General features: G+C 61.1%; 20 protein-coding genes. 11 read left to right on the forward strand and 9 right to left on the reverse strand.

Translation table 11 applies throughout. The features are described from left to right. The first annotated feature begins 55 nt into the window (after positions 1-55). The 9 genes from gcvH to ACTNBZ_RS04135 all read left to right on the forward strand — a co-directional run bounded on the left by gcvH (position 56) and on the right by ACTNBZ_RS04135 (position 10502). The gene (gcvH, locus tag ACTNBZ_RS04095; protein WP_441208423.1) at positions 56-436 is read left to right on the forward strand and encodes a glycine cleavage system protein GcvH; all 381 of its coding nucleotides are present in this window, start codon (positions 56-58) and stop codon (positions 434-436) included. A gap of 5 nt (positions 437-441) precedes the next feature. Further along, positions 442-1758, forward strand: coding sequence for an aminomethyl-transferring glycine dehydrogenase subunit GcvPA (gene gcvPA / locus ACTNBZ_RS04100; RefSeq protein ID WP_441208424.1), 1317 nt, complete (start codon positions 442-444; stop codon positions 1756-1758). Beyond that, the gene (gene gcvPB / locus ACTNBZ_RS04105; RefSeq protein ID WP_441208425.1) at positions 1755-3200 is read left to right on the forward strand and encodes an aminomethyl-transferring glycine dehydrogenase subunit GcvPB; all 1446 of its coding nucleotides are present in this window, start codon (positions 1755-1757) and stop codon (positions 3198-3200) included. Before gcvPA ends, gcvPB begins: the two co-directional genes overlap by 4 nt. Positions 3201-3299: 99 nt before the next feature. Next, on the forward strand, positions 3300-4682 hold the full coding sequence (gene lpdA, locus ACTNBZ_RS04110) for a dihydrolipoyl dehydrogenase (protein WP_441208426.1): 1383 nt from the start codon (positions 3300-3302) through the stop codon (positions 4680-4682). 136 nt (positions 4683-4818) lie between these two features. After that, positions 4819-5379: a nitroreductase family protein gene (locus ACTNBZ_RS04115; protein WP_441208427.1), complete on the forward strand. Its 561-nt coding sequence runs from the start codon at positions 4819-4821 to the stop codon at positions 5377-5379. 709 nt (positions 5380-6088) lie between these two features. Beyond that, entirely contained in the window at positions 6089-7243 is a 1155-nt protein-coding gene (locus tag ACTNBZ_RS04120) for a hypothetical protein (protein ID WP_441208428.1), read from the forward strand. Beyond that, the gene (locus tag ACTNBZ_RS04125) at positions 7240-8028 is read left to right on the forward strand and encodes a hypothetical protein (protein WP_441167263.1); all 789 of its coding nucleotides are present in this window, start codon (positions 7240-7242) and stop codon (positions 8026-8028) included. The genes ACTNBZ_RS04120 and ACTNBZ_RS04125 overlap by 4 nt, the downstream gene beginning before the upstream one ends. 561 nt (positions 8029-8589) lie before the next feature. After that, entirely contained in the window at positions 8590-8790 is a 201-nt protein-coding gene (locus tag ACTNBZ_RS04130; protein WP_441167262.1) for a hypothetical protein, read from the forward strand. A gap of 2 nt (positions 8791-8792) precedes the next feature. Continuing rightward, positions 8793-10502 carry a recombinase family protein gene (locus ACTNBZ_RS04135; protein WP_441208429.1) on the forward strand — a complete coding sequence of 570 codons (1710 nt, stop codon included), beginning with the start codon at positions 8793-8795 and terminating at the stop codon, positions 10500-10502. A gap of 105 nt (positions 10503-10607) precedes the next feature. On the opposite strand, the gene ACTNBZ_RS04140 is transcribed toward ACTNBZ_RS04135, so the two are convergent. The 6 genes from ACTNBZ_RS04140 to ACTNBZ_RS04165 form a co-directional block, all read right to left on the reverse strand. Beyond that, positions 10608-13451: a DNA translocase FtsK 4TM domain-containing protein gene (locus tag ACTNBZ_RS04140; protein WP_441208430.1), complete on the reverse strand. Its 2844-nt coding sequence runs from the start codon at positions 13449-13451 to the stop codon at positions 10608-10610. A gap of 80 nt (positions 13452-13531) precedes the next feature. Further along, a complete protein-coding gene (locus ACTNBZ_RS04145; RefSeq protein ID WP_441208431.1) occupies positions 13532-14386 on the reverse strand; it encodes an undecaprenyl-diphosphate phosphatase in 855 nt (284 codons plus the stop codon). 180 nt (positions 14387-14566) lie between these two features. Further along, the gene (locus ACTNBZ_RS04150; protein ID WP_441208432.1) at positions 14567-15265 is read right to left on the reverse strand and encodes a ClpP family protease; all 699 of its coding nucleotides are present in this window, start codon (positions 15263-15265) and stop codon (positions 14567-14569) included. A 90-nt stretch (positions 15266-15355) separates the two neighbouring features. Then, positions 15356-18721, reverse strand: coding sequence for a PD-(D/E)XK nuclease family protein (locus ACTNBZ_RS04155; protein WP_441208433.1), 3366 nt, complete (start codon positions 18719-18721; stop codon positions 15356-15358). 48 nt (positions 18722-18769) lie between these two features. Next, positions 18770-19045, reverse strand: a complete 276-nt coding sequence (locus ACTNBZ_RS04160; RefSeq protein ID WP_441208434.1) for a hypothetical protein — start codon at positions 19043-19045, stop codon at positions 18770-18772. Positions 19046-19144: 99 nt separating this feature from the next. Continuing rightward, positions 19145-20545 carry a sodium-dependent transporter gene (locus tag ACTNBZ_RS04165; RefSeq protein WP_441208435.1) on the reverse strand — a complete coding sequence of 467 codons (1401 nt, stop codon included), beginning with the start codon at positions 20543-20545 and terminating at the stop codon, positions 19145-19147. A 424-nt stretch (positions 20546-20969) separates the two neighbouring features. On the opposite strand from ACTNBZ_RS04165, the gene ACTNBZ_RS04170 reads away from it, so the two are divergent. Continuing rightward, positions 20970-21896, forward strand: coding sequence for a M28 family peptidase (locus ACTNBZ_RS04170; RefSeq protein ID WP_441208436.1), 927 nt, complete (start codon positions 20970-20972; stop codon positions 21894-21896). Between the two features lie 117 nt (positions 21897-22013). Here the strand turns inward: ACTNBZ_RS04170 and guaB are convergent, their stop codons facing one another. From guaB to ACTNBZ_RS04185, 3 genes are all read right to left on the reverse strand, one after another. Then, on the reverse strand, positions 22014-23489 hold the full coding sequence (guaB, locus tag ACTNBZ_RS04175) for an IMP dehydrogenase (RefSeq protein ID WP_441208437.1): 1476 nt from the start codon (positions 23487-23489) through the stop codon (positions 22014-22016). A gap of 65 nt (positions 23490-23554) precedes the next feature. After that, positions 23555-24301, reverse strand: a complete 747-nt coding sequence (locus ACTNBZ_RS04180; protein ID WP_441208438.1) for an acyl-[acyl-carrier-protein] thioesterase — start codon at positions 24299-24301, stop codon at positions 23555-23557. Between the two features lie 29 nt (positions 24302-24330). Continuing rightward, on the reverse strand, positions 24331-24939 hold the full coding sequence (locus ACTNBZ_RS04185) for a hypothetical protein (protein ID WP_441208439.1): 609 nt from the start codon (positions 24937-24939) through the stop codon (positions 24331-24333). A gap of 218 nt (positions 24940-25157) precedes the next feature. Here ACTNBZ_RS04185 and spoVAD point away from each other — a divergent pair, with 218 nt between their 5' ends. Beyond that, a complete protein-coding gene (gene spoVAD / locus ACTNBZ_RS04190) occupies positions 25158-26171 on the forward strand; it encodes a stage V sporulation protein AD (RefSeq protein ID WP_441208440.1) in 1014 nt (337 codons plus the stop codon). Positions 26172-26435: the final 264 nt, after the last annotated feature.

Here is a 26435-nt window from a genome sequence, read left to right on the forward strand (position 1 = left end):
CCAACCATCCAAACTATCCCAATATCCAAAACAATACATAAAAGGAGACATTATTATGAACTTCCCCTCTGATCTGCTGTACGCCAAGTCCCACGAGTGGGTCCGCAAGGACGGCGACACCTATGTCATCGGCCTGTCCGATTTCGCTCAGGACGAGCTGGGCGATATCGTCTTTGTCAACCTGCCCCAGGAGGGCGACTCCGTCTCCGTGGGCGAGGCTTTTTCCGACGTGGAGTCCGTCAAGGCCGTGTCTGACGTGCTCTCCCCTGTCTCCGGCACCGTGGTGGCCGTCAATGAGGAACTGATGGACGATCCCGCCAAGGTCAATGCCGACCCCTACGGCGCCTGGTTCGTCAAGGTGGAGAACGTGACCGAGGAGGAGGAGCTGCTGGACGCCGCCGCCTATGAGGCCCACTGCGCTGCCGAGAAGGAGTAAGATACATGTCGAGCTATCTGTGTTCTACCCCCGAAGAGCGTCAGGAGATGCTCTCCGAGCTGGGTATGAAATCCATGGATGACCTCTACGCGGACGTTCCCCGGGAGGTCATGATCCAGGGGCCCCTGGACCTGCCCAATCCCAAGTCCGAGCTGGAGATCCGCCGGACCATGGAGTCCCTGGCCGATCAGAACGTGCGCTTCCGCACCATCCTGCGGGGCGCCGGCGCCGAGCGGCACTACATCCCCGCCGCCGTCACCCGCATCACCAGCAACGAGATCCTGGTCACGGCCTATACCCCCTATCAGGCCGAGGTGAGCCAGGGCATCCTCCAGTCCATCTTTGAGTATCAGACCATGATCTGCGAGCTCACCGGCATGGACGTGTCCAACGCCTCCGTGTACGACGGCGGCACCGCCGCCGCCGAGGCCGCCGCCATGTGCCGCGACCGCAAGCGCACCAAGGTCCTGGTCTCCGAGACCGCCCATCCTGACGCTGTGGCCGTTATCAAGACCTACTGCTACGGCTCCAACACCGAGGTGGTCATGGTTCCCGCCAAGGACGGCGTCACCGATCTGGACGCCCTGAAGTCCCTGCTGGCGGACGACTCCGCCTGCTTCTACGTCCAGCAGCCCAACTTCTACGGCATGCTGGAGGACGGCGACGCCCTGGGCGAGGCCGTTCACGCCGCTGGCGCCAAGTACATTATGGGTGTCAACCCCGCCACCCTGGGCCTGCTCAAGACCCCCCGGGAGTACGGCGCCGATGTGGCCGTTGGCGAGGCCCAGCCCCTCGGCATGCCCCTGTCCTGGGGCGGCCCCTACCTGGGCTTCATGGCCTGCACCAGCGCCATGATGCGCAAGCTGCCCGGCCGTATCGTAGGCGAGACCACCGATGACAAGGGCGAGCGGGCTTTTGTTCTCACCATGCAGGCCCGTGAGCAGCACATCCGCCGGGAGAAGGCCAGCTCCAACATCTGCTCCAACCAGGCCCTCTGCGCCCTGACCGCTTCGGTCTATCTGGCCGAGATGGGCCCCGCCGGTCTGGCCGAGGTGAGCCAGCAGTGCTACGACAAGGCCCACTATCTGGCCAGCGAGCTGTGCAGGATCGACGGCGTTGAACTGGTCCACAAGGGCGAGTTCTTCCACGAGTTCGTCACCACCCTGCCCGATGCCGGCCGCGTCCTCAACGTGCTGGAGGTCAACGGCATCCTGGGCGGCCTGCCCGTCAAGGACGGCGTGCTGTGGTGTGTCACCGAGTTCTGCACCAAGGCCGACCTGGACGAGGCTGTGGCCATCATCAAGGAGGCGTACGGAGAATGAAACTGATTTTTGAGCTCAGCCGCCCCGGCCGCGGCAATAAGGTCCTGGTCCCTCACGTCTCCCCTACCCTGGACCCGGAGGCCGATTCCGTACCTGTTCTGGAGATCCCCGCCGCGTTCCGGCGCAAGAGCGCGCCCCGGCTGCCCGAGGTCAGTGAGAACGACCTCTCCCGGCACTATAACGCTCTGGCCCGCCGCTCCTTCGGCGTGTGCGACGGCTTCTATCCTCTGGGCTCCTGTACCATGAAGTACAATCCCAAGATCAACGAGGTCATCGCCAGCTTCTTCAAATTCACCGACATCCATCCTCTGCAGCCCAAGCATACCGCCGCCGGCTGCGAGACGGTGTATGCCCTGGCTGAGAAGTATCTCTGCGGCATCACCGGCATGGACGCCATGACCTTCCAGCCCGCCGCCGGCGCTCACGGCGAGTTTACCGGCGTGCTGCTCATCAAGGCCTATCATCAGTCCCGGGGCGATACCGCCCGCAAGAAGATCATCGTCCCCGACTCCGCCCACGGCACCAACCCCGCTACCGCCGCCATGTGCGGCTTTGAGGTGTGCTCCATTGCCTCCACCCCCGATGGCATGGTGGACCTGGACGCTCTGCGCTCCGTGGTGGGTCCCGACACTGCCGGCCTTATGCTCACCAACCCCAACACCGTGGGCAAGTTCGATAAGAACATTCTGGAGATCACCAGGATCGTCCACGACGCCGGCGGCCTGTGCTACTATGACGGCGCCAACCTGAACGCCGTCATGGGCGTGGCCCGTCCCGGCGACATGGGCTTTGACGTGTGCCACCTGAACCTGCACAAGACCTTCTCCACGCCTCACGGCGGCGGCGGCCCCGGCTCCGGCGCGGTGGGCTGCAAGGATATCCTCAAGCCCTTCCTCCCCGCTTCCACCCTGGGCGAGACCGTGGGTGAGCAGTCCATCGGCCAGGTCAAGATGTTCTACGGCAACTTCCTGGTGGTGCTGCGGGCCCTGGTCTACCTGATGACCCTGGGTAACTCCGGCGTGCGCGAGGCCGCCCAGACCGCCGTTCTCAATGCCAACTACATGAAGAAGAAGATGGAAGAGGCCGGCTATATCTCCGCCTATCCCGGCGTCTGCATGCATGAATTCGTGCTGGACCTGGCCCAGCTGAAGAAGGAGACCGGCGTCTCCGCGCTGGACGTGGCCAAGAGCATGCTGGACCACGGCATCCATCCCCCCACGATGTACTTCCCCCTCATCGTCCACGAGGCTCTTATGTTCGAGCCCACCGAGACTGAGTCCCGCGAGACCCTGGACGAAGCCTGCGAGGTCATGGCCAAGATCCTCAAGACCGCTTATGAGGACGCAGAGGCCTGCCACGCCGCGCCCCATAACACCGTCATCGGCCGGCCTGACGAGACTAAGGCGGCCCGCCATCCCGTGGTCCGCTACGAGTTCGCGTAATCCTGCCCGCAAAGCGGCGTCCGTTCCCTGCGGACGCCGCTTTTTTCCGGATATCCCACCGGGGATATCTCATTTCAACCACTCTGGAGGTCAAACAACATGCAATATGATCTGCTCGTCATCGGCGGCGGCCCCGGCGGCTTTGCCGCCGCGGTGAAGGCCGCTCAGCTCGGCAAAAAGGTGGCCGTGTTCGAGGCCCGTGAGCCCGGCGGCACCTGCCTCAACCGGGGCTGCATCCCCACCAAGGCCCTGATGCACTCCTCCCAGCTCTTCCAGGAGCTGAAGGAGGGCGTGCCCGGCATCGCCCTGGGCAGCGTGGAACCCGACTGGGCCTCCCTGGCCGCCCGCAAGAACGAGGTGGTGGAGACCCTGCGGGGCGGTATGGCTTCCCTGCTCAAGTCCAACAAGATCGACTCCATCAACGCCCGGGCCGTAATCACCGGCCCCCACACCGTAAAGGCCGGCGATGAGGTCTATGAGGGCGAGCACATCCTGGTGGCCGCCGGCTCCATCCCCTCCCGTCCTCCCATCCCCGGGCTGGACCTGCCCGGCGTGGTCACCAGCGACGAGCTGCTGGACGATATCTCCCCCCGGAACACCATGGTCATCATCGGCGGCGGCGTCATCGGCGTGGAGCTGGCCACCGTCTGGTCGGCCATGGGCGCCCATATCATCATCGTGGAAGCTCTGGAGCGCATCCTGGCCAACCTGGACCGGGAGATCTCCCAGTCCATGACCATGCAGCTCAAGAAGCAGGGTGTGGAGATCTACACCTCCGCCATGGTCTCCAAGCTGACCCGGGACGGCGATCAGGTCACCGTCCACTTCACCTACAAGGGTGAGGAGAAGTCGGCCGCCGGCGACACCGTGCTGGCCGCCATGGGCCGCCGGGCCAACACCGCCGGTCTCTTCGACGGCGTGGAGGTGGAGATGAACCGGGGCATGCTGGTGGTCAACGAGAAGTATGAGACCTCCGTGCCCTCCATCCTGGCCATCGGCGACGCCATCGGCGGCATCCAGCTGGCCCACAAGGCCGAGGCCGAGGGCGTCCGGGCCGTGGAGCTGCTCTACGGCCACCAGCCCGGACGGGTGAACGCTCCCATCCCCTCCTGCGTCTACACCTCGCCCGAGATCGCCCAGACCGGCATCACCGCCGACGAGGCCAAGGCTCAGGACATCCCCGTCCTCACCGGCAAGTACGTCATGGGCGGCAACGGCCGCACCGTCATCGAGGGCGGCGGGCGCAGCTTCATGAAGCTGGTATTCCACGCCGACACCCACGTCCTTCTGGGCGCCCAGCTCTTCTGCTATCGGGCCACCGACATCATCAGCGAGCTCAACACCGCGGTGACCCTGGGCCTCACCGCCGAGCAGCTCATGAGCCCCGTCCGCCCCCACCCCACCTTTGTGGAGGGCATCAGCGAGGCCGTGGAGGCTGCCTTTGGCATGAGCATCCACTCGGCTCCCGTCAAGAAGCGCTGATTTCATCCCCTTACCGTCAAAAGGGCCGCCCGATGGGCGGCTCTTTTTCTCGACGATATTCCAAAGCTGTGCTATAATGGGACAAAACGTCCGATCTCCGGATGATTCTATACCACGATCCAGAAAGGATGATTCAATGGACATTCTTGAGGCCATTTCCGCCCGGCGGAGCGTTCGAGCCTATACCGACCAGCTCATTCCCCGTGAGACCATAGACCAACTGCTGCGTCTGGGCACCATGGCCGCCACGGGCAGCAATCAGCAGCCCTGGGGCTTTGTGGTCCTCCAGGGCAAGGAGGAGATCGACGGCCACAACCGGGCTATCAAGGCCGACCTGCTCCCCCGGCTAGAGGAGGTCCCCCACCTCCAGCAGTACCGCGCCGGACTGGAGAATCCCAATTTCAGCGTGCTCAACCACGCCTCCAATATGGTCATCATCTACGGCAATACCCAGGCCCATTACCACGTGTACGACTGCACCCTGGCCGCCGCCAACATCATGCTCTCCGGCCGCAGCATGGGCATCGAGAGCTGCTGGATCGGTTTCGGCGAGTATTATTTCAACTCCCCCGCTTTCAAGGCCGCCCACGGTGTACCGGAGGAGTTTGAGCTGGTCTGCCCCATGACCCTGGGATACCCGGTCAAAGCCCCCACAGAAGGCCCTTCCCGGAGGGCCCCGCTGATCTTTTACCCCTAAATAACCAAAACGCCGTCCCGTGAGGTAGCTGTCCATAAAACAGGTTTTGAAAAACAAATACTATGGCAGTTGCCGGACAAGGGTTGCTGACAAAAGGGGTATGTGTCATTAAGGCACATGCCCCTTTGCTTTTGCAGTTGCCTTTGTTGATGGTAGATGGATAGGATGGATTTTGTACGATTTAAGGCCGATAATCCGGAATTAGCTTCCCTGTGAGCAACGTGAAAAACAGGGGCAACGATGCGTCCATGCCCTTGCACAAGTACAGCTCATAGGTCAGTTAAATGCCGATTTCCGACCTGTTTCATAAGGGTACTTCTGAGATGTCATCTTTCAGAAAAGTAGTCAGAAATCCCTCACTTAAACCAATCCTTGTGAGGATAGGAAAGAAGTTTGCTGAAATGGTAATTTCGTCCATTATTCTGCGCTTCTGCAATCCGTGTACTGCACTCACCGTTCCGTTCGCTATTGCATGGTTACAATTAGTTGTTCACCATCCAATGAACAGTGGAATCCCTTTCCATAAGCAGTACATCATTTACAGAGATAAAAACCTCTGAATATTTGAAAGCTGTTTTTGCTTGTCCGGCCAAGTAAGTAGGATAGACAAGTACAAAGAAACATGCTATAATTCCTATAAATACTCTAAAAGACCACGTTAACATGTCAGGTCGCTGTCTGGCGGCACTTATTAACGGAGGTTTGGGTTATGAATAACAAACAAACGAAAAAGGCTACGGTCGATGCAATCAATGTGATGATCCGCCACGCGGACAAGGGGCCTTCCGGATTTTGGGTGGAGGATCACGAGGGCTGTGGCAATCCGGCGGTCTTTCCGGAATTTGAGGAGGGCTTGAAGCGAGGAAGGCTCGTCCAGAAAGAGCACTATTTTTGCCCATGGAATACCGCCATTATGTATGGTGATGGGCATGGCAACATAATCACGGGTTGTTATCATAGCTGCTCTATTGACAAGGCGAGGTATCTGTCTGCTCAGGAACTGAAAGAGATTCTTGTCCGCTTCAAAACACGCATGGAAAATGGGGATTACGATTGCGTTGACCATTTATCGCCGTTGCTGACAAAAGGCGAAAGCAGACACATAGAGGATCGCATTCTTGCGGAGCAGCAGGAGCGCGAACGCTGCGAAAGGAAAAAGCGGCAGGAACGGCTCAAAAAAGCTGCTGCCCTGATTGCCAAGTATCCAGATGAAGAATCGCTTTTGGCAATCTACTATGGAGAAAAGGATTGCGTATTAGACGAAGGCGGGATCATTCTTTTTGACCCAGCGTCCCAGCGTAATGTTGTTGGAGCGGAGAAATTTTCCTACAATGATTATCTCGACGTTCAATTCGCGTCGTTGGGTAAGAAACACCGTCCGTACTTTGCTGACTGCTTTTTCAATGCGGTTATGTCTCATTTCAAAGGGCAGATTGAGAAGGTTAAGCCAAAACATATTTGCTTCAAGCGGATCTTCATTAGTGGAATGTACACCGATGGGACAATGTTTGACGGAAAAGAGGATCACGTCTGGATGGACAAATCCGGCTTTGAAGAGTACAACGTTGGTGACAGTGTTTCTTTCGGTGCCGAGGTCTACCGCTATGTAAAAACCGGAAATGGAAAACTGATTGACTACGGACTGCGTAACCCGACAGGCCTCCAAAAGATCGAAGCCTACGAACTTCCCAGTGATGATGAACTGATTATGCAGGAAGTTGAACAGCTTATCTGCGAGACTTGCTTTCTAAGCGAGCAGTGTAATCGCAATTACTGCACAATGGATCCAAAGAAAAAGCGTTTGCTCAAACAAGAAATGTTCCGTGTAATAAAGGCACAGACAGATAAGGAGACGCAGAAATGAAACGATTCTTTCTTATGTGGGGACTTGTAATTGCATTGTCGCTGAGTGGGTGCGGATCGTCGGCATCCCGCGTTGAAACACTGAAAAGCTGGTCTTTCCAGTATAACGAGGGGACAAGTGATTACAGCCTTTTCTTTGGCTTGGCTGATAAAAATGATAAACCCCTGTCAGCCGATGTCGATGTGGATATTCGAATCGTAAATGATGCGGATGAAGAGGTCTATGCTGGTACAAAGTTCGTTTCTACTGATGATTTTGGCTATTATACCAGCCAAGCTGCCGGAGAGCAGTATCTTGCCAATGTGAGAATCCCTGCTGCTGAGATCAAAGCCGGAACGTCCGCAAGCGGGAAGGTTTATTTCACCGTGTACAAGGAAAACGCAGTTCAGTTTGACGAAGTAAACTGCGATGCTCTGTATTGCCTGCCTATTGAAGATGTTCAAGTGACGTTTGATTCATTTCCGCTCGATCTGAAGGTGAAGGACTTCATGGGGAGTACGGCATCCGTGATCCAAATTCAAGGAGCCGAATTTAAGTTTGACAAAGACTATTCTCCGCAGCTGACCATTACGATTACCGGAGAAAAGAAGAGCGGGAGCAGTGATTCCGGGTATGATATGATTGGTTATAAGCTGTATGACAGTGCGGGTTATCTGGTAGACTCCGGCAATATATACCTATCTTCTCTGAGCGCCGGAGATAAATTCAAGGATGACTCTGTTGTGATCTATGACATTACTCCCGGCGAATCCTACACATTCCAGTTATCAGAGTATAGCTGGTGAGCTTTCGTAATTTTTCACGAATATAAGGGCTTGGGACTATCCCAAAATACGAAAACAGGGCGTTTCGGCGGTCAGCCGGAACGCTCTGTTTTTTCGGTGTGGGTACTCACCGGATTTGCTTGCTGCTCTGCAAGGAAATCCCGGTCAACCCACGCCGTTTTTCGCAAGTGTAGCTACACTTGCTGTGCTTGCTCTTCCTCTCATAATCGCATTGACTCGAACGTTTGTTCTTGTTATAATTAGGCTGAAAGATTAAAAAAGTCTTGGAACGCAGTTGATTTTCATTGGCAAATGGCGGCATCGCCGCCTTGATTACCGGCTTGCACAGGCGAACGAGCCTGTCAAGGACGCGCAGCGAGGCGAAGCCGATTCCTTGACTGGCACGGACGGCTGTGCGACCCGGCGAACTGCCTGTAATTCTCCTGTGAATCCCGGTACATTGCCCAGTGGAATTCCGGAAATTGTCGTGATATACTGAATAACAATAGGTCATATCACGCACTTTGCTCCGGGAGATTCATGCGGCAATGCTCGGAAATCTGAATGAAAAGGAAGGTGCAAATGGATAACAAGAAACGTAACGTCCAAGTGAAATCGGACGGCAGCCGCAGTGCCCCCGTTCCTCTCTGGCAGGAGTTACCGCAGATCACGGTACGCCTGAAAGAAGGAAACACCATCTACCGCTTTACTGCCAGTTTTGACGGAACGCACGCCCTTCCTGAAAAGGCGGTGAAGCTGATCGACTCCGAAGGGAGTGTGTGATCGTGACCAACAGCAACCTTGTCTTGGCAGACTGTCCTCAGATGATGGAGGAATCTACTATAAAGCAGTCTGACAAAATTACCGCGCTGTATTGCCGCCTGTCCCGTGACGATGAATCACAGGGCGACAGTAACAGCATTGTGAATCAAAAAGCCTATCTCAGCCGATATGCAAAGGAACACAGCTTCCGCAATACGGAGTTCTTTGTGGATGACGGTTACACAGGCGCAAACTTTCAAAGACCGGATTGGCAGCGCATGATGGCGCTGGTGGAAGAAGGGAAGATCGGCACGGTCATCACGAAGGACATGAGCCGCATCGGTCGAAATTATCTGGAAGTGGGGATGTATACCGAGATCACATTCCCACAGAATAACGTGCGGTTCATTGCCATCAACAGCGGTGTGGACAGCGCTAACCAGCAAGACAATGAGTTCGTCCCGTTCGTCAATATTATCAACGAATACTACGTTCGGGACGGCAGCAAGAAAGTGCGTACCTCGCTCCGGCTCAAGGGAGAATCCGGCGAACACCTGACGACAATTCCGCCGTATGGCTACGTCAAAGACCCGGATAATTCAGAGCATTGGCTCGTCGATCCGGAAGCGGCGCAGGTGGTCAAGCGCATCTTTTCCCTCTGCATGGACGGGAACGGTCCGACGCAGATTGCCCGGATGCTGAAAGAGGATCATGTGTTGACGCCTACCGTTTATCAGGACAGGCAAAAACGAAAAGTCCGCTGCGCTTTGCCTGACAATCCTTACAACTGGAACGGCAGCACCGTTGCCGCAATTCTGGAACGGATGGAGTATTGCGGGCATACCGTGAACTTCAAAACGCACCGGCAGTCCTACAAAATCAAGAAGACCATCGAGAATCCACCGGAGCAATGGAAGATATTCCGCAACACCCACGCAGCCATTGTGGATGAGGACACCTTTCAGCGGGTACAGGAGCTGCGCCGCAACAAACGCAGACCGGCAAGAACGGGCAAGAGCAACCTCTTTTCCGGCGTTGCCTACTGTGCCGATTGCGGGGAAAAAATGTACTACTGCACCTCGCGGAACTTTGAAGAACGACAGGATCATTTCGTCTGCTCTACCTCTCGCAAGAAGGGAAAAGACGTGTGCGGAACGCACTTCATCCGTGCGGTTGTTCTGGAAAAGGGCGTGCTGAAATTTCTGCAAATCCTGCTTTGGTATATCTCCGATTGTGAGGATCTGTTCCGCGATAAGCTGGGTGCAAAGCGCAAGGAGGACTTCAAGAAAGAACTCGCCGCAAAGCGCAGACAGCTCACGCAGGCACAGCGCAGGATGGAAGAACTTGACCGTTTGTTCAAACGGCTCTATGAGGACAATATCTCCGGCAAAATCAATGATAGCCGATTTGAAAAGCTGTCCGCCGACTATGAAAATGAGCAAACAGAGCTGACGGAGAAAATGCAGCTTTTGGAACAGGAGATTGCCCAGCAGGAGGAAGAAGCCGACAGCATTGAGCAGTTCATCCTCCGGGCGAAGAAATATCCCAACTTGCAGGAACTGACGCCCGCTGTGCTGCATGATCTTGTGAACAGGGTCTATGTTTCCGCACCGGATAAGAGCAGCGGGCAGCGAGTGCAGGATGTGCATATCAGCCTTGCCTGCATTGGTTTCCTGCCGGAGAGCATCATTGCCGAAATGATCACCCACGCATCAAAAAGCAGAACAGCGTGACTTCCGCCACGCTGTTCTCTCTAACCTTATAAACCTGTCTTATGCGCTGCTACCCTGGGGCGGCGTTTTGTTCTATCCGGAAGCAGCTTTGTTTTTCCCGCTTATTCAACTGTCCAGATCAAAGGGCGGCACGTCCCGGCTCTGGGGAATGGCGTCTCCCTCGAACTCCAGCTCCTCGGGCACGCCCTCGTCACAGATAGGCATATCGTCCGGCAGGGCGGACATGGACTGGCGGTACTGCATCTCCTGCCACTGGGCCTTGGTGATCAGGACCTGTCGGGGCTTGGAGCCCTCGAAGGGGCCCACCACGCCCTTCTCCTCCATCTGGTCCACCAGACGGGCGGCCCGGGAGTAGCCCAGCTTCAGCCGCCGCTGGAGCATGGAGACGCTGGCCATGCCGGTCTCCACCACCACCTCGATGGCGTTGGGCAGCAGCTCGTCGTAATCGCCGGCGTCGCTCTCGGCGGGCTCGCTGCTGCCCTTGTTCCCCTTGTCCTTGGCGGCGGCGTGCTGCTCAATCTCGTGGAGGACTTCCTCGTCATACTCGGCGGTGCCGCTGCGCTTGACGAACTCCACCACCCGGCTCACCTCGTCGTCGGAGATGAAGCAGCCCTGCACCCGCTGGGGCTTGCCCGAGCCTAGGGGGAAGTAGAGCATGTCGCCCCGGCCCACCAGCTTCTCGGCGCCGGTGGTGTCCAGGATGATGCGGGAATCCAGGGAGGACTGCACCGCGAAGGCGATGCGGCTGGGGATATTGGCCTTCATCAGGCCGGTGATCACGTCGGCGGAGGGCCGCTGGGTGGCGATGATCAGGTGCATCCCGGCGGCGCGGCCCATCTGGGCCACCCGACAGATGGACTCCTCCACCTCCTTGGCGGCCACCAGCATCAGGTCGGCCAGCTCGTCGATGACCACCACCACCGAGGGCATCTTCTTCATCTCCCCGGTGCGCTCGGCCAGGGCGTTGTAGGCCTTCAGATCCCGGACCCCTACTTCGGAGAAGGCGCGGTAGCGCTTCATCATCTCGGTCACTGCCCACTGCAGGGCTCCGGCCGCCTTCTTGGGGTCGGTAACCACAGGGATGAGCAGGTGGGGGATGCCGTTGTAGATGCCCAGCTCCACCATCTTGGGATCCACCATGATGAGGCGGACCTCCTCCGGCGTGGCCTTATAGAGCAGGGAAATGATGAGGGAGTTGGTGCACACCGATTTGCCCGAGCCGGTGGTGCCGGCGATGAGCAGATGGGGCAGCTTGCCGATGTTGCACACCACGCAGCGGTTGCTGATGTCCTTGCCCACGGCGAAGGAGACTTTGGAGGGGTTGTCCCGGAACTCCCGGGAGTCAATCACGTCCCGGATGCCCACCGGGGCCACCAGCTTGTTGGGGACCTCGATGCCCACCATGGAGATCTTGTCCGGGATGGGGGCGATGCGCACGCCGGTGGCGCCCAGGGCCAGGGCGATGTCATCGGTCAGGTTGGTCAGCTTGTTCATCCGCACGCCCTGGGCCAGCTCCAGCTCGTACCGGGTCACCGAGGGGCCCCGCACCGCGTCCACGATGGCGGCGTCGATACCGAAGGAGCGGATGGTGTCAGCCAGGCGGGCCTGGTTGGCCTGGAGCTCCCCGGCCATGTCGCTGGCGGACACGCCGCCGCTGCGCTTCAAAAGGTCAATGGGCGGATACTGATAGACAGGCCCGGCGGGCTCCTCCATACTCTTTTCAATGTCCCGGCCCACCTCGGCGGCGGCCTGGGCCGTCTCCTCCGCCCGGGCCTTTTTGGATACGGCTGGCTCCCGCTGGATCTCAGGCATGGGCGGCAGGTTCTCCCGGGCCGCCGGTGCAGACTCGGCCGCCGCCGTCTCCGCCGCGCCCGGGCGCTGGTACTGCCCGAAGGGCGGCTTGTCCGGCTCGTTGGAGGAAACGCTCTCTGTCTCCGCGGTATTCTCCGCCGGAACGGCCGGCCCTGCCGCCGGGACGCTCTCCTCCGGATGGGCGGGTTCCGGCTTGGTGATCACCGGTACGTTGGGCTCCGGCGGCTTCACATCGCTGCCTCCGGTGAGCACCTCGTCCGGTGCGGGCACCGCCGCCCTGCGGTTAAAGAACTTCTCCTTCTTCTTTCCGAAGAGGGGATTGGGAGCGGATTCCCGCCCCACCAGCGGTCCTTCGTCCACCGGGATGTCGATGGCCGCCCGGCGGCTCTTGCCCCGGGCGGCAACAGCGGCCCCAGCGCTCTCCTGCGGCGCCTCCCGGCCCCGGCGGGGAGCGCGCTCCGGCTCCTCCGGTTCTTCATACTCCTCGTACTCCGGACGGCTGCGGATGAAGTCCACCACGTCGGCCAATGTCACATTGGCAGCCCCCATGGCCAGCACCGCCATGGCCAGCACGAAGATCACCCCTGCGCCGATGGGACTGAAGGCTGCCGACAGGCCCAGGGCCAGCACGCCGCCCAGTACGCCGCCGCTCTTCACGCTCTGTCCCTCAGTCCAGAGCTGTTTGATCAATTCCGCCGTCCAGGCGTACTCTCCCCGGGCCAGCAGGACGTGGAGCATCCCGCCCAGCAGCACCGGCAGAAGCAGGGCGCAGCACACCCGCAGCGCCACCGGGCGGCCCCGGTGGAAGGCCAGGATGAAGGCGGCAGCCAGCAGCATGGGCGGCAGCAGATAAAAGCCATAGCCCATCAGGCCCTTTGCCAGGCCGCAGAACCAGTCGTTGAAAAAGCCCTTGTTCTGGACGCAGCCCAGCACCGCAAATACCGCCAGCAGCAGGCAGACCAGCGCCCCCACGCCCCGGCGGACAGGCTTGGGCTGCGGGGCCTTCTTCCGCCCATTCCCGCCGGAACGGCTGCCCTGGGTGATCTTGCTCCGGCTGCCGCTGCCGCTCTTTTTGGCGCCGGAGCCGGAGGAGGCGGTCCGTTTCCCGCCTGTGGTCTTCTTTTGTGCAGTGGCCATGGGATCTCATCCTTTCTGAACAAGCAAGGCATGGACGAACCATGCCTCGCTCAACGGTTATTGCTTTGGAACAGGCTCTTTTACCGGGTGATCAGCGGTACGATGATCCCGGCGATCAGGGAGCCGAGGCCCACCACCCAGCAGTAGTAGGCGAACATGCCGAATTTGCCCTTGTCCGACAGGGTGTTGACCAGGCGGATGGCAAAGTAGCCCACCACGGCGGAAACTGCGACGCCCACCAGATAAACGGGGATCTGGCCGGGGTCGGCCCCCTCGGCAATGGCATCCCCCACCTTCAGGATATTGGCGCCCAGAACGGCGGGCAGGGACATGAGGAAGGAGAAGCGGACGGCAAACTTCCGGTCAAAGCCCCGCAGCATACCGGTGGAGATGGTGATGCCTGAGCGGGAGATGCCCGGGATGGTGCCGATGGCCTGAGCCGCGCCCACCACCAGCGCATCCACTACGGTGGCATTTTTAGCGTTCTTCCGGCCCCGGGCCATCCGGTCGGAGAAGAAAAGCAGGCAGCCGGTGGCCAGCAGTGCGATGGACACCGAAACGCTGCTGGAAAAGACCTTCTCCATCCAGTCGTTGATGGGCACGATGAGGAACAGGGGCAGGGTGGCCACTACGATGAGCATCACCAGCCGCCGGGCGGGCGGCGGCGTGCCCCTGTCCCGCTCCCCCGGCTTTACCAGGGAGCGGATCCACCGGAAGAACTCCACGATCATCTCCAGTACGTCTTTCCAGTAGTAGATGCACACCGAGACCAGCGTGCCCAGGTGGAGCAGCACCGTGAAGAGCATGTGGTTGGCTTCCACGTTTTCTATGCCGAAGAAGGTCTGGAACAGGACCAGATGGCCCGAGCTGGAGATGGGCAGAAATTCCGCGACGCCCTGGATGACGCCCATCAGGATGGATTGGATGTAGCTCAATGTATTCCCTCCGTTCGATGAATAAGGCCGTCCGCCTGCAAAGCCCGATTCTCTGTAATATTATTCCATTTCTATTTTGAGACATATATAAAATATGATAGCACACTTCAAACAATATTTCCATGCTTTTCTTTCGATTATGTCAACAAAAAGGGACGGGGTCTCCCCCGTCCCTTTTGATCAGCCCGGCTGCGTCTGCTGCTCCCGGCGCTTCTCGATCATTCTGTGCAGGCATTCCAGCGCGTCGGACAGGCCGCCGATCCGGTCGATGAGCCCGATGGCCACCGCCTCCTCCCCATAGATGACGCTGCCCACGTCGGCGGCCAGCTCCCCGGTCTGCAGCATCAGCCGGGTAAAGGTCTCCCGCTCCACCGAGCTGTTGCGGGTGACGAACTGTAAAATGCGCTCCTGAATGCGGGTAAAATAGTGGAAAGTCTGGGACACGCCGATGACCGTCCCCGACAGACGCACCGGGTGGATGGTCATGGCCGCCGACGGCGCGATGAAGGAGACCTTGGCCGACACCGCCAGGGGCACACCGATGGAGTGCCCGCCCCCCAGCACCAGGGAGACGGTGGGCTTCTTCATGCCCGAGATCAGCTCCGAGATGGCAAGGCCCGCCTCGATGTCGCCCCCCACGGTGTTGAGCAGCACCAGCAGGCCGTCCACATCGTCGCTCTCCTCCACCGCCGCCAGCAGCGGGATGACGTGCTCGTACTTGGTGGTCTTGACGGCGGCGTCCAGCGCCTGATGGCCCTCGATCTGGCCCACGATGGTCAGGGTGTGGATGGTGCCCCACCGGGTACGGATCAGGGCTGAGCCCAGCTCCTGAATGTCGCTGCGCTGCTCCTCGGGCAGCTCCTGTCGGTCTTTTTCCATGGCTTTTCCTCCCTCAAACGGCATTGAGGGCAGTTTTTCCCTTTTCCCGGGTTTTATACCCCGGGCCGGGATCCTAAGGAACGGCCCGGCTTATACGGTCTCTTCCGCTTCCGGCCCGCCGTGTTTCTCCAAACCCCGCCAGAAGTCCTCCCCCTTCACGGTGGAGAGGTAGCGCCGCCGGTCGCCGGGGCGGCCCTCCTCAAAGTGGCAGGCGGCGGCATAATCGCACCACTGGCAGGCGTTGTGGTCCGGCCCCCGCCAGAAGGGGTCGGCGGCGATGTTGCCGGCGGCCAGCTCCTGGCCGATCTCCCGGAGGACGGCGCCGATGTGCCGCTCCAGCCTGCCCAGCCGCTCCGCCGTGACCAGGGCGTCCCCGGTGACGGCCCCCGTCCGGCTGGACACCCGCACCGGCAAAAAGCGGATGCCCGCTTCCCCCGGATGCTCCATGGCGGCGAGCACCTGGGGATCGTCCAGCACCAGCCCCTTCCGCTTGAGCTCGCTGTCCACCGAGCGGCGGCGCTCCGCCTCGGTCATGCCCCGGCTGCCCACCACGATGGCGTCCCGGGCCGGCAGGTAGAGCACGCCGGAGGGGACGATCTCCTTCCCGCCGAAGCGCTCCTTCCCCTCCTCCTTCAACGTGAAAAGGTAGAGCAGCATCTGCAAGCCCATGCCGTTCCACACGTCGGTCAGGTCAAAGGATTTCCGCCCGGTCTTGTAGTCGATGACCCGCAGGTAGAGCTTTCCGTCCTCCACCCAGCCGTCCACCCGGTCCACGAAGCCCGAGATGCTCACCGTGACGCCGTCCACGGTAAGCTGTACCGGCGGCAGGTCCTTGTTGCTGCCGAAGCCCAGCTCAAAGGCGATGGGCTGGAAGTCGGAGCTCTGCAGCTCCTTCACCACGTTGTCCACCACCGCGTATACCGACCTGAGCAGCCGGGAGAAGAGATAGCGGAACCGGGGCGTCTCATGCTCCAGCCCTCCCAGCTCCTCCTTCACGTAGCGGTCCACCGTTTCCCGGGTCAGGCGGCGGAGCTTGTCCCGCTCCAGCTCCCTGGGCACGGGGACAGTCCCCTCCTCCGTCAGCGTCCGCAGCACGTGCTCCAGCACATAGTGGACAAAGGTGCCGTACTCGGGGGCGTGGAACCCCGCGGCCTCCCGGGCTTTGGCCTTCAGGCCGTACTGCATGAAGTAGGAGAAGTGGCAGGACTTGTACTTGTCCATCCGGGAGGCCGACATGGGCACCCGGCGGCCGTACAGGGCCTCCACCGCAGCCGGGGACAGGCTGCCCCGCTCCAGGGCGGCCGAGCGCTCCATCCGTTCCACCAGTGGTGCGTACTCCGGAAGCTCCCGCAGGGCGGAACACACCTCAGGGAAGCGGCCCGCCCGCTCCAGGGCCGGACGTGGGGCGGCCAGGCGGAAAGTCCCGCCGGTCTCCTCCTCCCCCGTCACCCCCAGCGCCGGGAAGAGGGCGCGCAGCTTCCCCACCAGAAAGGCGGGGCGGCGCTCCTCTCCTTCCGGCCCGGCGGCGGCCCAGCTCACCGACAGGTGCTCCGACGGCAGGGCCAGGGTCTCGTAGACGATGGTCATCTCCCGGTACAGCTTGTCCGACAGGCTGGGGGCCAGCTCCAGGCCATAGGAGGCCAGCAGGCTCCGGTCGTCATCGTTCAGAAGGCCCGGGGCGGGGGCGGCCCGGGGGATGGCGCTGTCGTCCGCCCCCAGCAAAAACAGCGCCCGGCAGGACTTGTGGGCCAGGCGGGGCATCTCCCCGGCGCTCACCCGGTCCAGGGACACCGGGATGCTCCCCACGCTGTACTGGGAGAGCATCAGCGTGAACAGCCGGGCGAACTCCTCCCCCTCCATGGGCATGCCGTCCAGGGTGCGGGCGCACTGCTCCATGGCGTCGCACAGGATATCCCAGAGCTGGCGGTACTCCTCGGCCAGCACATCCTCCCCCCGCTGCCGCAGGGCTTCCTCCCGCTCCCGCAGGCGCTGGGGCAGACCGATATCCTCCAGGAACTGCCACAGGGCGGCCGTATAGCCCCGGCCGGTCCTGTCCCCGCAGGCGCGCAGGCGCTCCAGCGGCCCGGTCACTTTGCGCCGCAGGGTGTTGAGCTCCTCCAGAAGAGCCTCGTCCGCTTCGGTCCAGGCAAGGCCATAGCCCTGGGGATGCATGGTCCAGTCCGCTTTGCCCGTCCACTTGCTCCCCTTGATGTCCCATTTCAGGACGTAGTTTTCCAGCTTGTCCCGCTCCCCGTCGGTCAGGCCGGTCAGGCCGGTCTTGAGATAGCGGAACACATCCTCATACCGGTATCCTCCCGCCACGGTGTCCAGGGCGGCGGTGATGAGGGCGAGCACCGGCTTTTGCAGGATATCGCTCATCTGTCCCAGAAAGACCGGCACGCCGTACCGGGGGAAAACAGTCTCGATCAGGGGGCCGTAGGTCTCCATGGACCGGGCCGAGACGGCGATGTCCCGGAACCTCAGTCCCTCCTCCCGCACCAGACGCAGGATCTCCGCCGCCGCCCACTCCACCTCGGAATAGGGGGACGACGCCCGGAAGAGGGAGATCCCCTCTCCATCAGCCTGCGCACTTTGGGGCGCGGCCGCGAACAGCTCCCGCTCCACCGCCGCCAGGGCGGGCCGCCGGTGCCGGCTGGTGACAGTGCGGATCTCGGTCTCCGCCGGTATCCCCACCTCCCCGGCCAGGCGCAGCAGCTGCCGGGCCGTGCGGCGGGCGGGAGAAAAAATCCCGCTCCCTCCCTCGGTCTCCTCCAGGTGGTCGCAGGTCAGGGCCACCGTCACCGAGCGGGCCTGCTTCAGCAGAGCCCGGATCACCGAGCGCTCCTGGGGGGTGAAATCAGTAAAGCCGTCCAGATAGAAGTCCATGCCCCGGGCCCAGCCGCTGCCCTCCAGGGCGGTGACCAGCCGGGTGAGCCGGTCCCGGGGGTCGGCCCCCTGCCGGGCGGTCAGGGCCTCGTAAGCGCCGAAGATCAGGGAGATGTCCCGCAGCTTGTCCCCTTCTCCCCCGCCGGTCTCCTCCCCCGCGTCCCAGAGCTGCGCCGGCGTGACCCGGCAGCTCTTCAGCTCGTCCACGGTGGACAGCAGTCCGGAGAGAAAGGCCGGCCGCCGGGAGGGGCGGCGGTAGACAGTGAGCTGGTCGGACACCTGCCTGAGAGCGGTGTACATCAGCAGCAGGCGGCCGCCGGCATCCAGCGTGGGGGCGGCCACCCCGCCGAACACGGAGAACACCCGCCCCGCCAGCCGGGTGAAGGAGAGCACCTCGGCATATCGGGAGACCTGATTCCCCGCCAGGGCGCACAGCCGCCGCTCGCTGTCATGAGAGTGCTGTTCGGGCACGATGAGCACCTGGGGGCGCTCTCCCCCGCTCGTCCCGATCCGCCGCAGCAGCTCGGTGGACTTTCCGGTGCCAGACCGGCCCAGCATCAGCTTCAGCATTGGTACTCTCTCCTCTCGCCTGAGTTATCCCGTTCAGTTTACCACGGATCAGGGATTTTGAACAGCACCCGTCCCGATGCCGCAGAACTCCAGCCTGACCAGGAGCTGCTGGTTCACCAACTTCCGGCCCAGAAGCTCCCGGAACCGGGCGCTTTTCTGCTTTCCCTCCCGCTTCATGGCCTCCAGCTGGGTGGAGAGTTCCTCCTGCTCCGCCAGGAGCTGTTCGCAGGCCGTTTCAAACCGGGCCAGCTGGGCAATGGCGTCCTCCAGCTCCTCCGGGACCACCCGCCAGCGCTCTCCCTCCGGTATGGTATATCGTTTCATATCCTGTTCCTCCTTTTTGTGCCGTGAACAGACAAAGCGGCGGCAGACCGGGTATCCCCGGAGCTGCCGCCGCATGCCGCCCACTTCTGTTTTGTACGATCAGAACTTCACAATACCCAGGGACTGCAGCAGCAGGATGAAGAGCAGCGCCGGCGCCACGAAGCGGATCATCACCACGTACAGCCGCTGCCGGCCGAACCTGTGGCCGCCCAGGGTCACCTCGTCGATGATGACGTCCGGCTTCACCACCCAGCCTACCAGGACACAGGTGGCGATGGCCACCACCGGCATCAGCAGGCTGTTGCTCACATAGTCCATGATGTCCAGGATCTGTGCCACAGTGCCGTTGGGGAGGGCCGCCTCAAAATAGAACACGTTGTAGCCCAGGCAGACCACCACGCCCGCCGCCAGCGCGAAAAGGGCCGTGGCAACAGTGGCCTTTTTGCGCTCCATGCCGAACTTGTCGATAGCGCTGGACACCACCGCCTCCATCACGGATACGGAGGAGGTGACCGCCGCGAAAAAGACCATCAGGAAAAACACCAATCCGACGGCAGCGCCCAGGGGGCCCATGGCCGCGAAGATCTTGGGCAGGGACACGAACATCAGGGCCGGGCCCTTGGACATGCCCTCGGGGCCCATGAAGGTATACACCGCCGGGATGATCATCATGCCCGCCAGGAAGGCCACCAGCGTATCGAAGATCTCGATCTGGTTCACCGCCCGGCCCAGGTCGGCATCCTTCTTCACATAGGAGCCGTAGGCCACCGAGATGCCCATGGCCACGCTGATGGAGTAAAAGAGCTGCCCCATGGCGTCGGTGAGCACGGAGAGGAACTTCTGCACGGTCATTCCGGTAAAGTCCGGGATAACGTAGGCGCCGAAACCCTGAAGGCCGGTGCGGGTCACGCCCAGCGCATCGGTGTGCTCCAGGGTCAGGGAAAAACCGGCGATGCCGATGATGAGCACCAGCAGGATGGGCATGAGCACCTTGGAGCAGCTCTCAATGCCGTGGTTCACGCCCTTATATACCACCAGCGTGGTGGCGGCCAGGAACACGACAAACCAGAGGATGGGCTCCCACTGGGCGGTGATGAAACCCGTAAAGTATCCGTCTGCCACCGCATCCGCGCCGCCGCCGGTGAGGTAGGTGAAGAAGTACTTCAGCACCCAGCCGCCGATGGTGGAGTAGTAGGGCAGGATGATGACAGGCACCAGGCAGGCCAGAACGCCGATCCAGCCCCAGCCGCTGTGCAGCTGCCGGTAGGCGGTCAGCGGGCTCTGTGCCGTCTTTCTGCCGATGGCAATCTCGGTGATCAGAAGGGTAAAGCCGAAGGTCAGCGCCAAAATCACATAGACCAGCAGAAACACGCCGCCGCCGTCCTTGGCCGCAAGGTACGGGAACCGCCAGATGTTGCCCAGGCCCACGGAGCTGCCCGCCGCCGCCAGCACGAATCCCAGGGTACCGGAAAATTTGCTTCGCTTGTTCTCTCTCTCCATTTGCATCTCCCGCTTCTCTCTTCATTTGTTTGGGTACGGCAGACCAAAAAAATCAGGCTGTGCCCCTCAGCGGCAGCCTGACTTTACCATGATAGTCTGTTATAGATTATAATAGGTCCCGCCCGGGAATGCAAGGTCAATTTTCCTTTGGCCGGGTCCATGCGGCCCAAAAGCGCCGTATTTTTTGCCCTCCGGATGGATCGTTCCTGCTGCCATCCAAAAATGCAGTTGCCTCTCCATCGCGGCCGCGGTATACTGAGCGGGGATCACCTGACTGGAAACAGATCAGCTGCCGGCACATCAGCGGCATCAAAAGCCCAAAGGAGGTTTTTCCATGCTTCCGCCAAAACATTCCCTCATCCATGTCGTACCGGCTGCAGTTACGCTCCTCCTTCTGCTCCTCTGCTCCGGGTGCAGTTCATCCATGGGAGATAAGGAGACATCCTACGATCTGAGTACAGAGCGGATCCGGAAGGACACGGAATACCTCTGCGATACCATCGGCGTCCGCACCGCCGGAACGGCCGGGGAAACGGCCGCCTGTGACTGGATCTTTGAGACATTGCAGTCTTCCGGTTTCTCTCCCGAGTCCGGTCCCGCCTCCCTGTCCGGCATCCCCGCTCTGCGCCGTGTCTCCTTTGACGGTTTCCGGGGAACGAAAAGTGAAAATGTCATCGCCGTCTGCAATCCCGGATCGGACGGCCCTCTGTTTTCCATCACTGCGCACTATGACAGCGTGGAGACTTCTCCGGGCGCGCGGGACAACGGCGCATCGGTAGCCGTTCTGCTGGAGATCGCCCGCTTCCTGGGCCCGGAAAACCCGGATTTTCCCTGTGAGATCCGCATGGTGTTCCCGGGCTCCGAGGAAAATGGCTATCACGGTTCTTCCGCTTACGTTTCCTCCCTCTCAGAAGAGGAAAAAAGCCGCCATCTGGGCGCTTTCAATATGGATATCTCTGCCGCCTCGCCGGAAGATCAGGCAGTCCTCGTCTGCTATACGCTGGGAAAAATGCAGGATGGCGTATATCAGGAAGGAAATTTCCTGGAGCCGGTCCAGGGACTTGTGGCCTCCTCGGTAGCACAGGCCTGCAAAACCCTTTATGGGCGGGAGATCGGGGGTATTTTTCATGTAGGAGAAAGTGATCATGTGAGTTTTCACAACATGGGCCTGGAGGCCGTAAACGTCTGCTGGCGCAGAATAGACCACGGCACACCGCGGCTCCCGGAAAGCTACCACCGCCAGAACGATACCCCGGCAGGGCTGGATTATGACACGGCCCGTGCCAGCGGGCGCTGCATCCTGGAAGCCATCCATACATTGTCCGCCGCACGTCAGGCCGGGCAGCAGTAAAGGCTCCGCCCCTCTTCCATATGCCGTTGAAATACAGCAAAAGCCCGCGCCGTCGGCGCGGGCTTTTATATTCCCCGTTACTGGGGATTGACAGTATACTTGGGCCCCGCCCAGCCCTTACTGGGGATTGACAGTATAGTTGGGGGCCTCTTTGGTGATATAGATGTCGTGGGGGTGGGATTCACGCAGGCCGGCGGCAGTGATCTGGATGAACTGGGCCTTCTGCTGCAGCTCGGGGATATTGTGGCAGCCGGTGTAGCCCATGCCGGAACGCAGGCCGCCCATGAGCTGGTAGATGGTCTCGCCGGTGAGTCCCTTGTAGGGCACGCGGCCTTCCACGCCCTCGGGGACCAGCTTCTTGTTGTTCTCCTGGAAATAGCGGTCCTTGGAGCCCTTGGCCATGGCGCCCAGGGAGCCCATGCCGCGGTAGACCTTGAACTGGCGGCCCTGGTAAACCTCGGTCTCTCCGGGGGACTCCTCGCAGCCGGCCAGCAGGGAGCCCAGCATGACCACGTTGGCGCCGGCGGCGATGGCCTTGGCGATGTCGCCGGAGTACTTGATGCCGCCGTCGGCGATGACGGGCACGCCGTACTTGGCGGCCATGCAGGCGGCGTCATACACGGCGGTGATCTGGGGCACGCCGATGCCGGCCACCACGCGGGTGGTACAGATGGAGCCGGGGCCGATGCCGATCTTCACGCAGTCGGCGCCCGCCTCGATAAGAGCGCGGGTACCCTCGGCGGTGGCCACGTTGCCGGCGATGAGCTGCACGTCGGGATACAGGGCCTTGATGCGCTTGACGCACTCCAGGATGTTGTGGCTGTGGCCGTGGGCGCTGTCCAGGGCCAGCACATCGGCGCCGGCCTCCACCAGGGCGGCCACCCGGTCCAGTACGTCGCTGGTCACGCCGATGGCGGCGCCCACCAGCAGGCGGCCCTTCTCGTCGCGGGCGGAATTGGGATAGACCTCGGCCTTCTCAATATCCTTGATGGTGATGAGGCCCTTGAGGTGGAAGTCCTTGTCCACAATGGGCAGCTTCTCGATCTTGTGGCGGCGGAGGATCTCCCGGGCCTCGGCCAGCGTGGTGCCCTCGGGGGCGGTGACCAGGTTCTCCTTGGTCATCACATTGTCGATGAGCTGGGACATATCGGTCTCAAATTTCATGTCGCGGTTGGTGATGATGCCGATGAGCTTGCCGTTGTCGCAGATAGGCACGCCGGAGATCTTGTACTTGGCGCACAGCTCGTCAGCCTCGGCCAGGGTGTGTCCGGGAGCCAGCCAGAACGGATTGGTGATAACGCCGTTCTCAGAGCGCTTGACCATGTCCACCTGCTCGGCCTGAGCGCCGATGGACATGTTCTTGTGGATGATGCCGATGCCGCCCTCGCGGGCGATGGCGATGGCCATGCGGTACTCGGTGACAGTATCCATGGCGGCGCTCATCAGGGGAACGTTCAGCGTGATCTTCTTGGTAAGCTTGGTGGTCAGGTCGATGTCCGCGGGGAGCACGTCGCTCTCCGCCGGTACCAGGAGCACATCGTCGAAGGTGAGCCCCTGCTTGGTAAACTTCTGGCTGGCGTCTGTGTTGACCATGAGTGCATCTCCTTTATTTCTCTAACATGAAATTTTTCCTATTTTACTATCCGTGCCAACGGTTGTCAAGACCCACTTCCCGGTAATTCGGAAAGGGTAAGGGCCGCGTCGAAACGGGCGCTCTCCTGTCCGTCGGTCCCCTGGACGTACCAGACCCCGTCGGACCGGCCGGTACGGAGCCGGAGGACCTCCCCCGGCCGGCATTCGGCCTGAAACCCCACCTGCAGGGAGGAGACGAAGCTCCCCTCCCCCAGCCGCTCCAGATGGAGGGCGTCACAGGCAAAGTCAGCGTATTTGCTGTTGTTGACGTGGCGGTTCACATCGGCGTCGCTGTACCACAGCCGGCGCTCCTCCGCCTTTTCCATTTCCTCCGGCAGGCGCAGCCTGGTCAGCATCCGCTCCTTGCACAGCTCGCCGCCGTCAGTGCCCTGGAACTCGTCCAGCCTGGAAAGGCGCAGGGGCTTGTGGCTCTCCCGGTCGGCCAGGACCCACACCGAGACCGCCTCCCCCGCCGGCGCGCCGCCCACCGTCAGGTCAAAATCCCGGTACATGGACGCGCCCTTTCCGCCCCGGTGCCAGGTGCGCACGGCCACCGTCTCGTTCCAGGAGATGGGCCGGTCCAGCCGGTACCAGATCCGGGCCAGCATCCAGAAGGCGTTATGCCGCTCCAGCATCTCCTCCCGGGAGACGTGGAGGACCATGGCCGCCTCGGTGGCCGCCTCCTGCAAAAAGCCCAGCACGGCGGAGGGCCGGCACTGACCGAAGGGGTCGGTGTCCCTGCTGTCCACATAGTATTGGTAGTCGTAATACATATCTCCTGTTTTCCCCTCCTTCGGGCCGGTCAGCAGTCCTTTCCGTGTATGCGCAGGCTCTGCTTGCAGCAGATATCCTCGATATCGCTCTGGGTGGCCGCCGGGATGCGCAGGTCGCCGCCGCAGTCGGCGCAGATCAGGTCCACCGAGCTGTAATTCACCTGCAGCTTCCATCGTTTGGAGCCGCAGGAGCAGGAGATGCCGCCCCGCTGGGCGATGTCCTTCAGCTCTCCCAGCACCTCATTCATCACCACCTCATCCAGGAAGGAGCCCCGCTCGCCGGCCTGGGCATCCAGCTTGTCCACCGCTTCCTCCAGGCGGCGGACGGCGCCGTACACTGTGGTCTCCTCTCCCACATAGCAGCAGTCCAGGCCGGACGCGCCGCAGGAAAAGGCCAGTCCCCTCCGATGGAGGAAGTCCCGGCTGGAGCAGGTCACCGCGTGAGTCTTTCCGCAGTAGATGCATGGTACGTCCAGACGTATCCGGTCCCCCATCATCTCGACCCGCAGAGCCGATTTGCCGCAGGGGCAGGGCAGCTCATTGGGGGTGGCCGCCAGCTGGAACACGCTGCGCTCCACGATGACGCTCTGCCGGCAGGAGGGACAGATATAGGCAATGGTCCGTGTTTCGTCCGCCATAGGATACTCCTTTTCGCGGAGCCCGGCGGCCCCGCTCCGTCATACTTAATAAAATCTATTATACTCTAAAGACACAATTTTGAACAGCCTCCGCCCCCACAAAATCGTGACGCATACTCTCTTTGCTTTTTGTTCAAACTAGGCGCAAGGCGATACAGTCGCAAAGGATTATTTGCTTTTTTGAACTTCTTTGATGATACGCGCGGAGGCGAAGCGATATGTGGAAAAAACGGTGCGGCAGACAGACGGTAGCCCTGGAGCATCCCCCCTCCATTGCCGGCTGGGCCAGTGTGGTAGGCAAAAAGGAGGGCGAAGGTCCTCTGGCCCCCTATTTCGACCTGATCGGTCCGGACGATTCCTTTGGAGAAAAGAGCTGGGAGAAGGCGGAGAGCGCCATGCAGAAGCAGGCCCTTTCCACAGCCCTCACCAAGGCCGGACAGGCCCCCTCCGCTCTGGACTATATCCTGGCAGGCGACCTGCTCAACCAGTGCATCGGCAGCGGATTTGCCGTCCGGGGGCAGGACGTGCCCTTTTTCGGTCTGTACGGCGCCTGCTCCACCATGGCCGAGTCCCTCTCCCTGGCCTCCTTGCTGGTGGACGGCGGGTTCGCCCGGTGGACGGCGGCAGTTACCTCCTCCCACTTCTGCTCGGCCGAGCGGCAGTACCGCACCCCCCTGGAATACGGCGGACAGCGGACCCCCACCGCCCAGTGGACGGTGACTGGCTCGGGCGCCCTCATCCTGTCGGCGGAGGGTCCCGGTCCCTGTGTCACCCACGTCACCACCGGCAAGATCGTGGACAAGGGCATCAAGGACGCCAACAACATGGGGGCCGCCATGGCCCCAGCGGCCTACGACACCCTCCGCGCCCACTTCTCCGATACGGGCCGGAAGCCATCCTATTACGATCTCATCGTCACCGGCGATCTGGGCAAGCTGGGAAAGGAGATTGTGCTGGACTTCTTCCACCGGGACGGCATGGACCTGAAAAATCTGGACGACTGCGGCACCATGATCTTCGATCTGGAGGGGCAGGACGTCCACTGCGGCGGCTCGGGCTGCGGCTGCTCCGCCGTGGTGCTGGCCGGCTACCTGCTGGATGGGATGACCAAGGGCAGGTGGAAAAACCTTCTTTTCTGCGGCACCGGCGCCCTGCTCTCCCCCACCTCCACCCAGCAGGGCGAGAGCATCCCCAGCATCTGCCACGCGGTAGCTATCTCTGCACAAAGCTAATCCCCGCGCATCCGGCTCTCATCCCGGACAGGCCCTGTCCAGGCAGATGTGTTTCTGTCCCCTTCGCCTCACGGCCTGCGGCCGCAACCGGCGAGGGATGACATGTTCCGCCCACCGGGCGGAACCGGCCACGCAGTAGCCATTTCAGCTCAGAGCTAGTCCCCGCGCATCCGGCCTTCATTTCGGGCAGGCCCCGTCCAGGCAGATGTGTTTCTGTCCCCTTCGCCTCACGGCCTGCCCCATCATTCGACCAAAAGGAGCGTC

The organism is Pseudoflavonifractor sp. HCP28S3_F10 (assembly GCF_052065415.1).
Lineage (GTDB): Bacteria > Bacillota > Clostridia > Oscillospirales > Oscillospiraceae > Pseudoflavonifractor_A.

Excerpts from the sequence above, each read along its gene's own strand:
- gcvPB (WP_441208425.1), top strand. The coding sequence starts at position 1,755 with ATGAAACTGATTTTTGAGCTCAGCCGCCCCGGCCGCGGCAATAAGGTC.
- spoVAD (WP_441208440.1), top strand. The coding sequence starts at position 25,158 with ATGTGGAAAAAACGGTGCGGCAGACAGACGGTAGCCCTGGAGCATCCC.
- ACTNBZ_RS04185 (WP_441208439.1), bottom strand. The coding sequence starts at position 24,939 with ATGGCGGACGAAACACGGACCATTGCCTATATCTGTCCCTCCTGCCGG.
- ACTNBZ_RS04180 (WP_441208438.1), bottom strand. The coding sequence starts at position 24,301 with ATGTATTACGACTACCAATACTATGTGGACAGCAGGGACACCGACCCC.
- gcvPA (WP_441208424.1), top strand. The coding sequence starts at position 442 with ATGTCGAGCTATCTGTGTTCTACCCCCGAAGAGCGTCAGGAGATGCTC.
- gcvH (WP_441208423.1), top strand. The coding sequence starts at position 56 with ATGAACTTCCCCTCTGATCTGCTGTACGCCAAGTCCCACGAGTGGGTC.
- ACTNBZ_RS04115 (WP_441208427.1), top strand. The coding sequence starts at position 4,819 with ATGGACATTCTTGAGGCCATTTCCGCCCGGCGGAGCGTTCGAGCCTAT.
- ACTNBZ_RS04150 (WP_441208432.1), bottom strand. The coding sequence starts at position 15,265 with ATGGAAAAAGACCGACAGGAGCTGCCCGAGGAGCAGCGCAGCGACATT.
- ACTNBZ_RS04155 (WP_441208433.1), bottom strand. The coding sequence starts at position 18,721 with ATGCTGAAGCTGATGCTGGGCCGGTCTGGCACCGGAAAGTCCACCGAG.
- ACTNBZ_RS04160 (WP_441208434.1), bottom strand. The coding sequence starts at position 19,045 with ATGAAACGATATACCATACCGGAGGGAGAGCGCTGGCGGGTGGTCCCG.
- ACTNBZ_RS04130 (WP_441167262.1), top strand. The coding sequence starts at position 8,590 with ATGGATAACAAGAAACGTAACGTCCAAGTGAAATCGGACGGCAGCCGC.
- ACTNBZ_RS04140 (WP_441208430.1), bottom strand. The coding sequence starts at position 13,451 with ATGGCCACTGCACAAAAGAAGACCACAGGCGGGAAACGGACCGCCTCC.
- lpdA (WP_441208426.1), top strand. The coding sequence starts at position 3,300 with ATGCAATATGATCTGCTCGTCATCGGCGGCGGCCCCGGCGGCTTTGCC.
- ACTNBZ_RS04165 (WP_441208435.1), bottom strand. The coding sequence starts at position 20,545 with ATGGAGAGAGAGAACAAGCGAAGCAAATTTTCCGGTACCCTGGGATTC.
- guaB (WP_441208437.1), bottom strand. The coding sequence starts at position 23,489 with ATGGTCAACACAGACGCCAGCCAGAAGTTTACCAAGCAGGGGCTCACC.
- ACTNBZ_RS04120 (WP_441208428.1), top strand. The coding sequence starts at position 6,089 with ATGAATAACAAACAAACGAAAAAGGCTACGGTCGATGCAATCAATGTG.
- ACTNBZ_RS04170 (WP_441208436.1), top strand. The coding sequence starts at position 20,970 with ATGGGAGATAAGGAGACATCCTACGATCTGAGTACAGAGCGGATCCGG.
- ACTNBZ_RS04125 (WP_441167263.1), top strand. The coding sequence starts at position 7,240 with ATGAAACGATTCTTTCTTATGTGGGGACTTGTAATTGCATTGTCGCTG.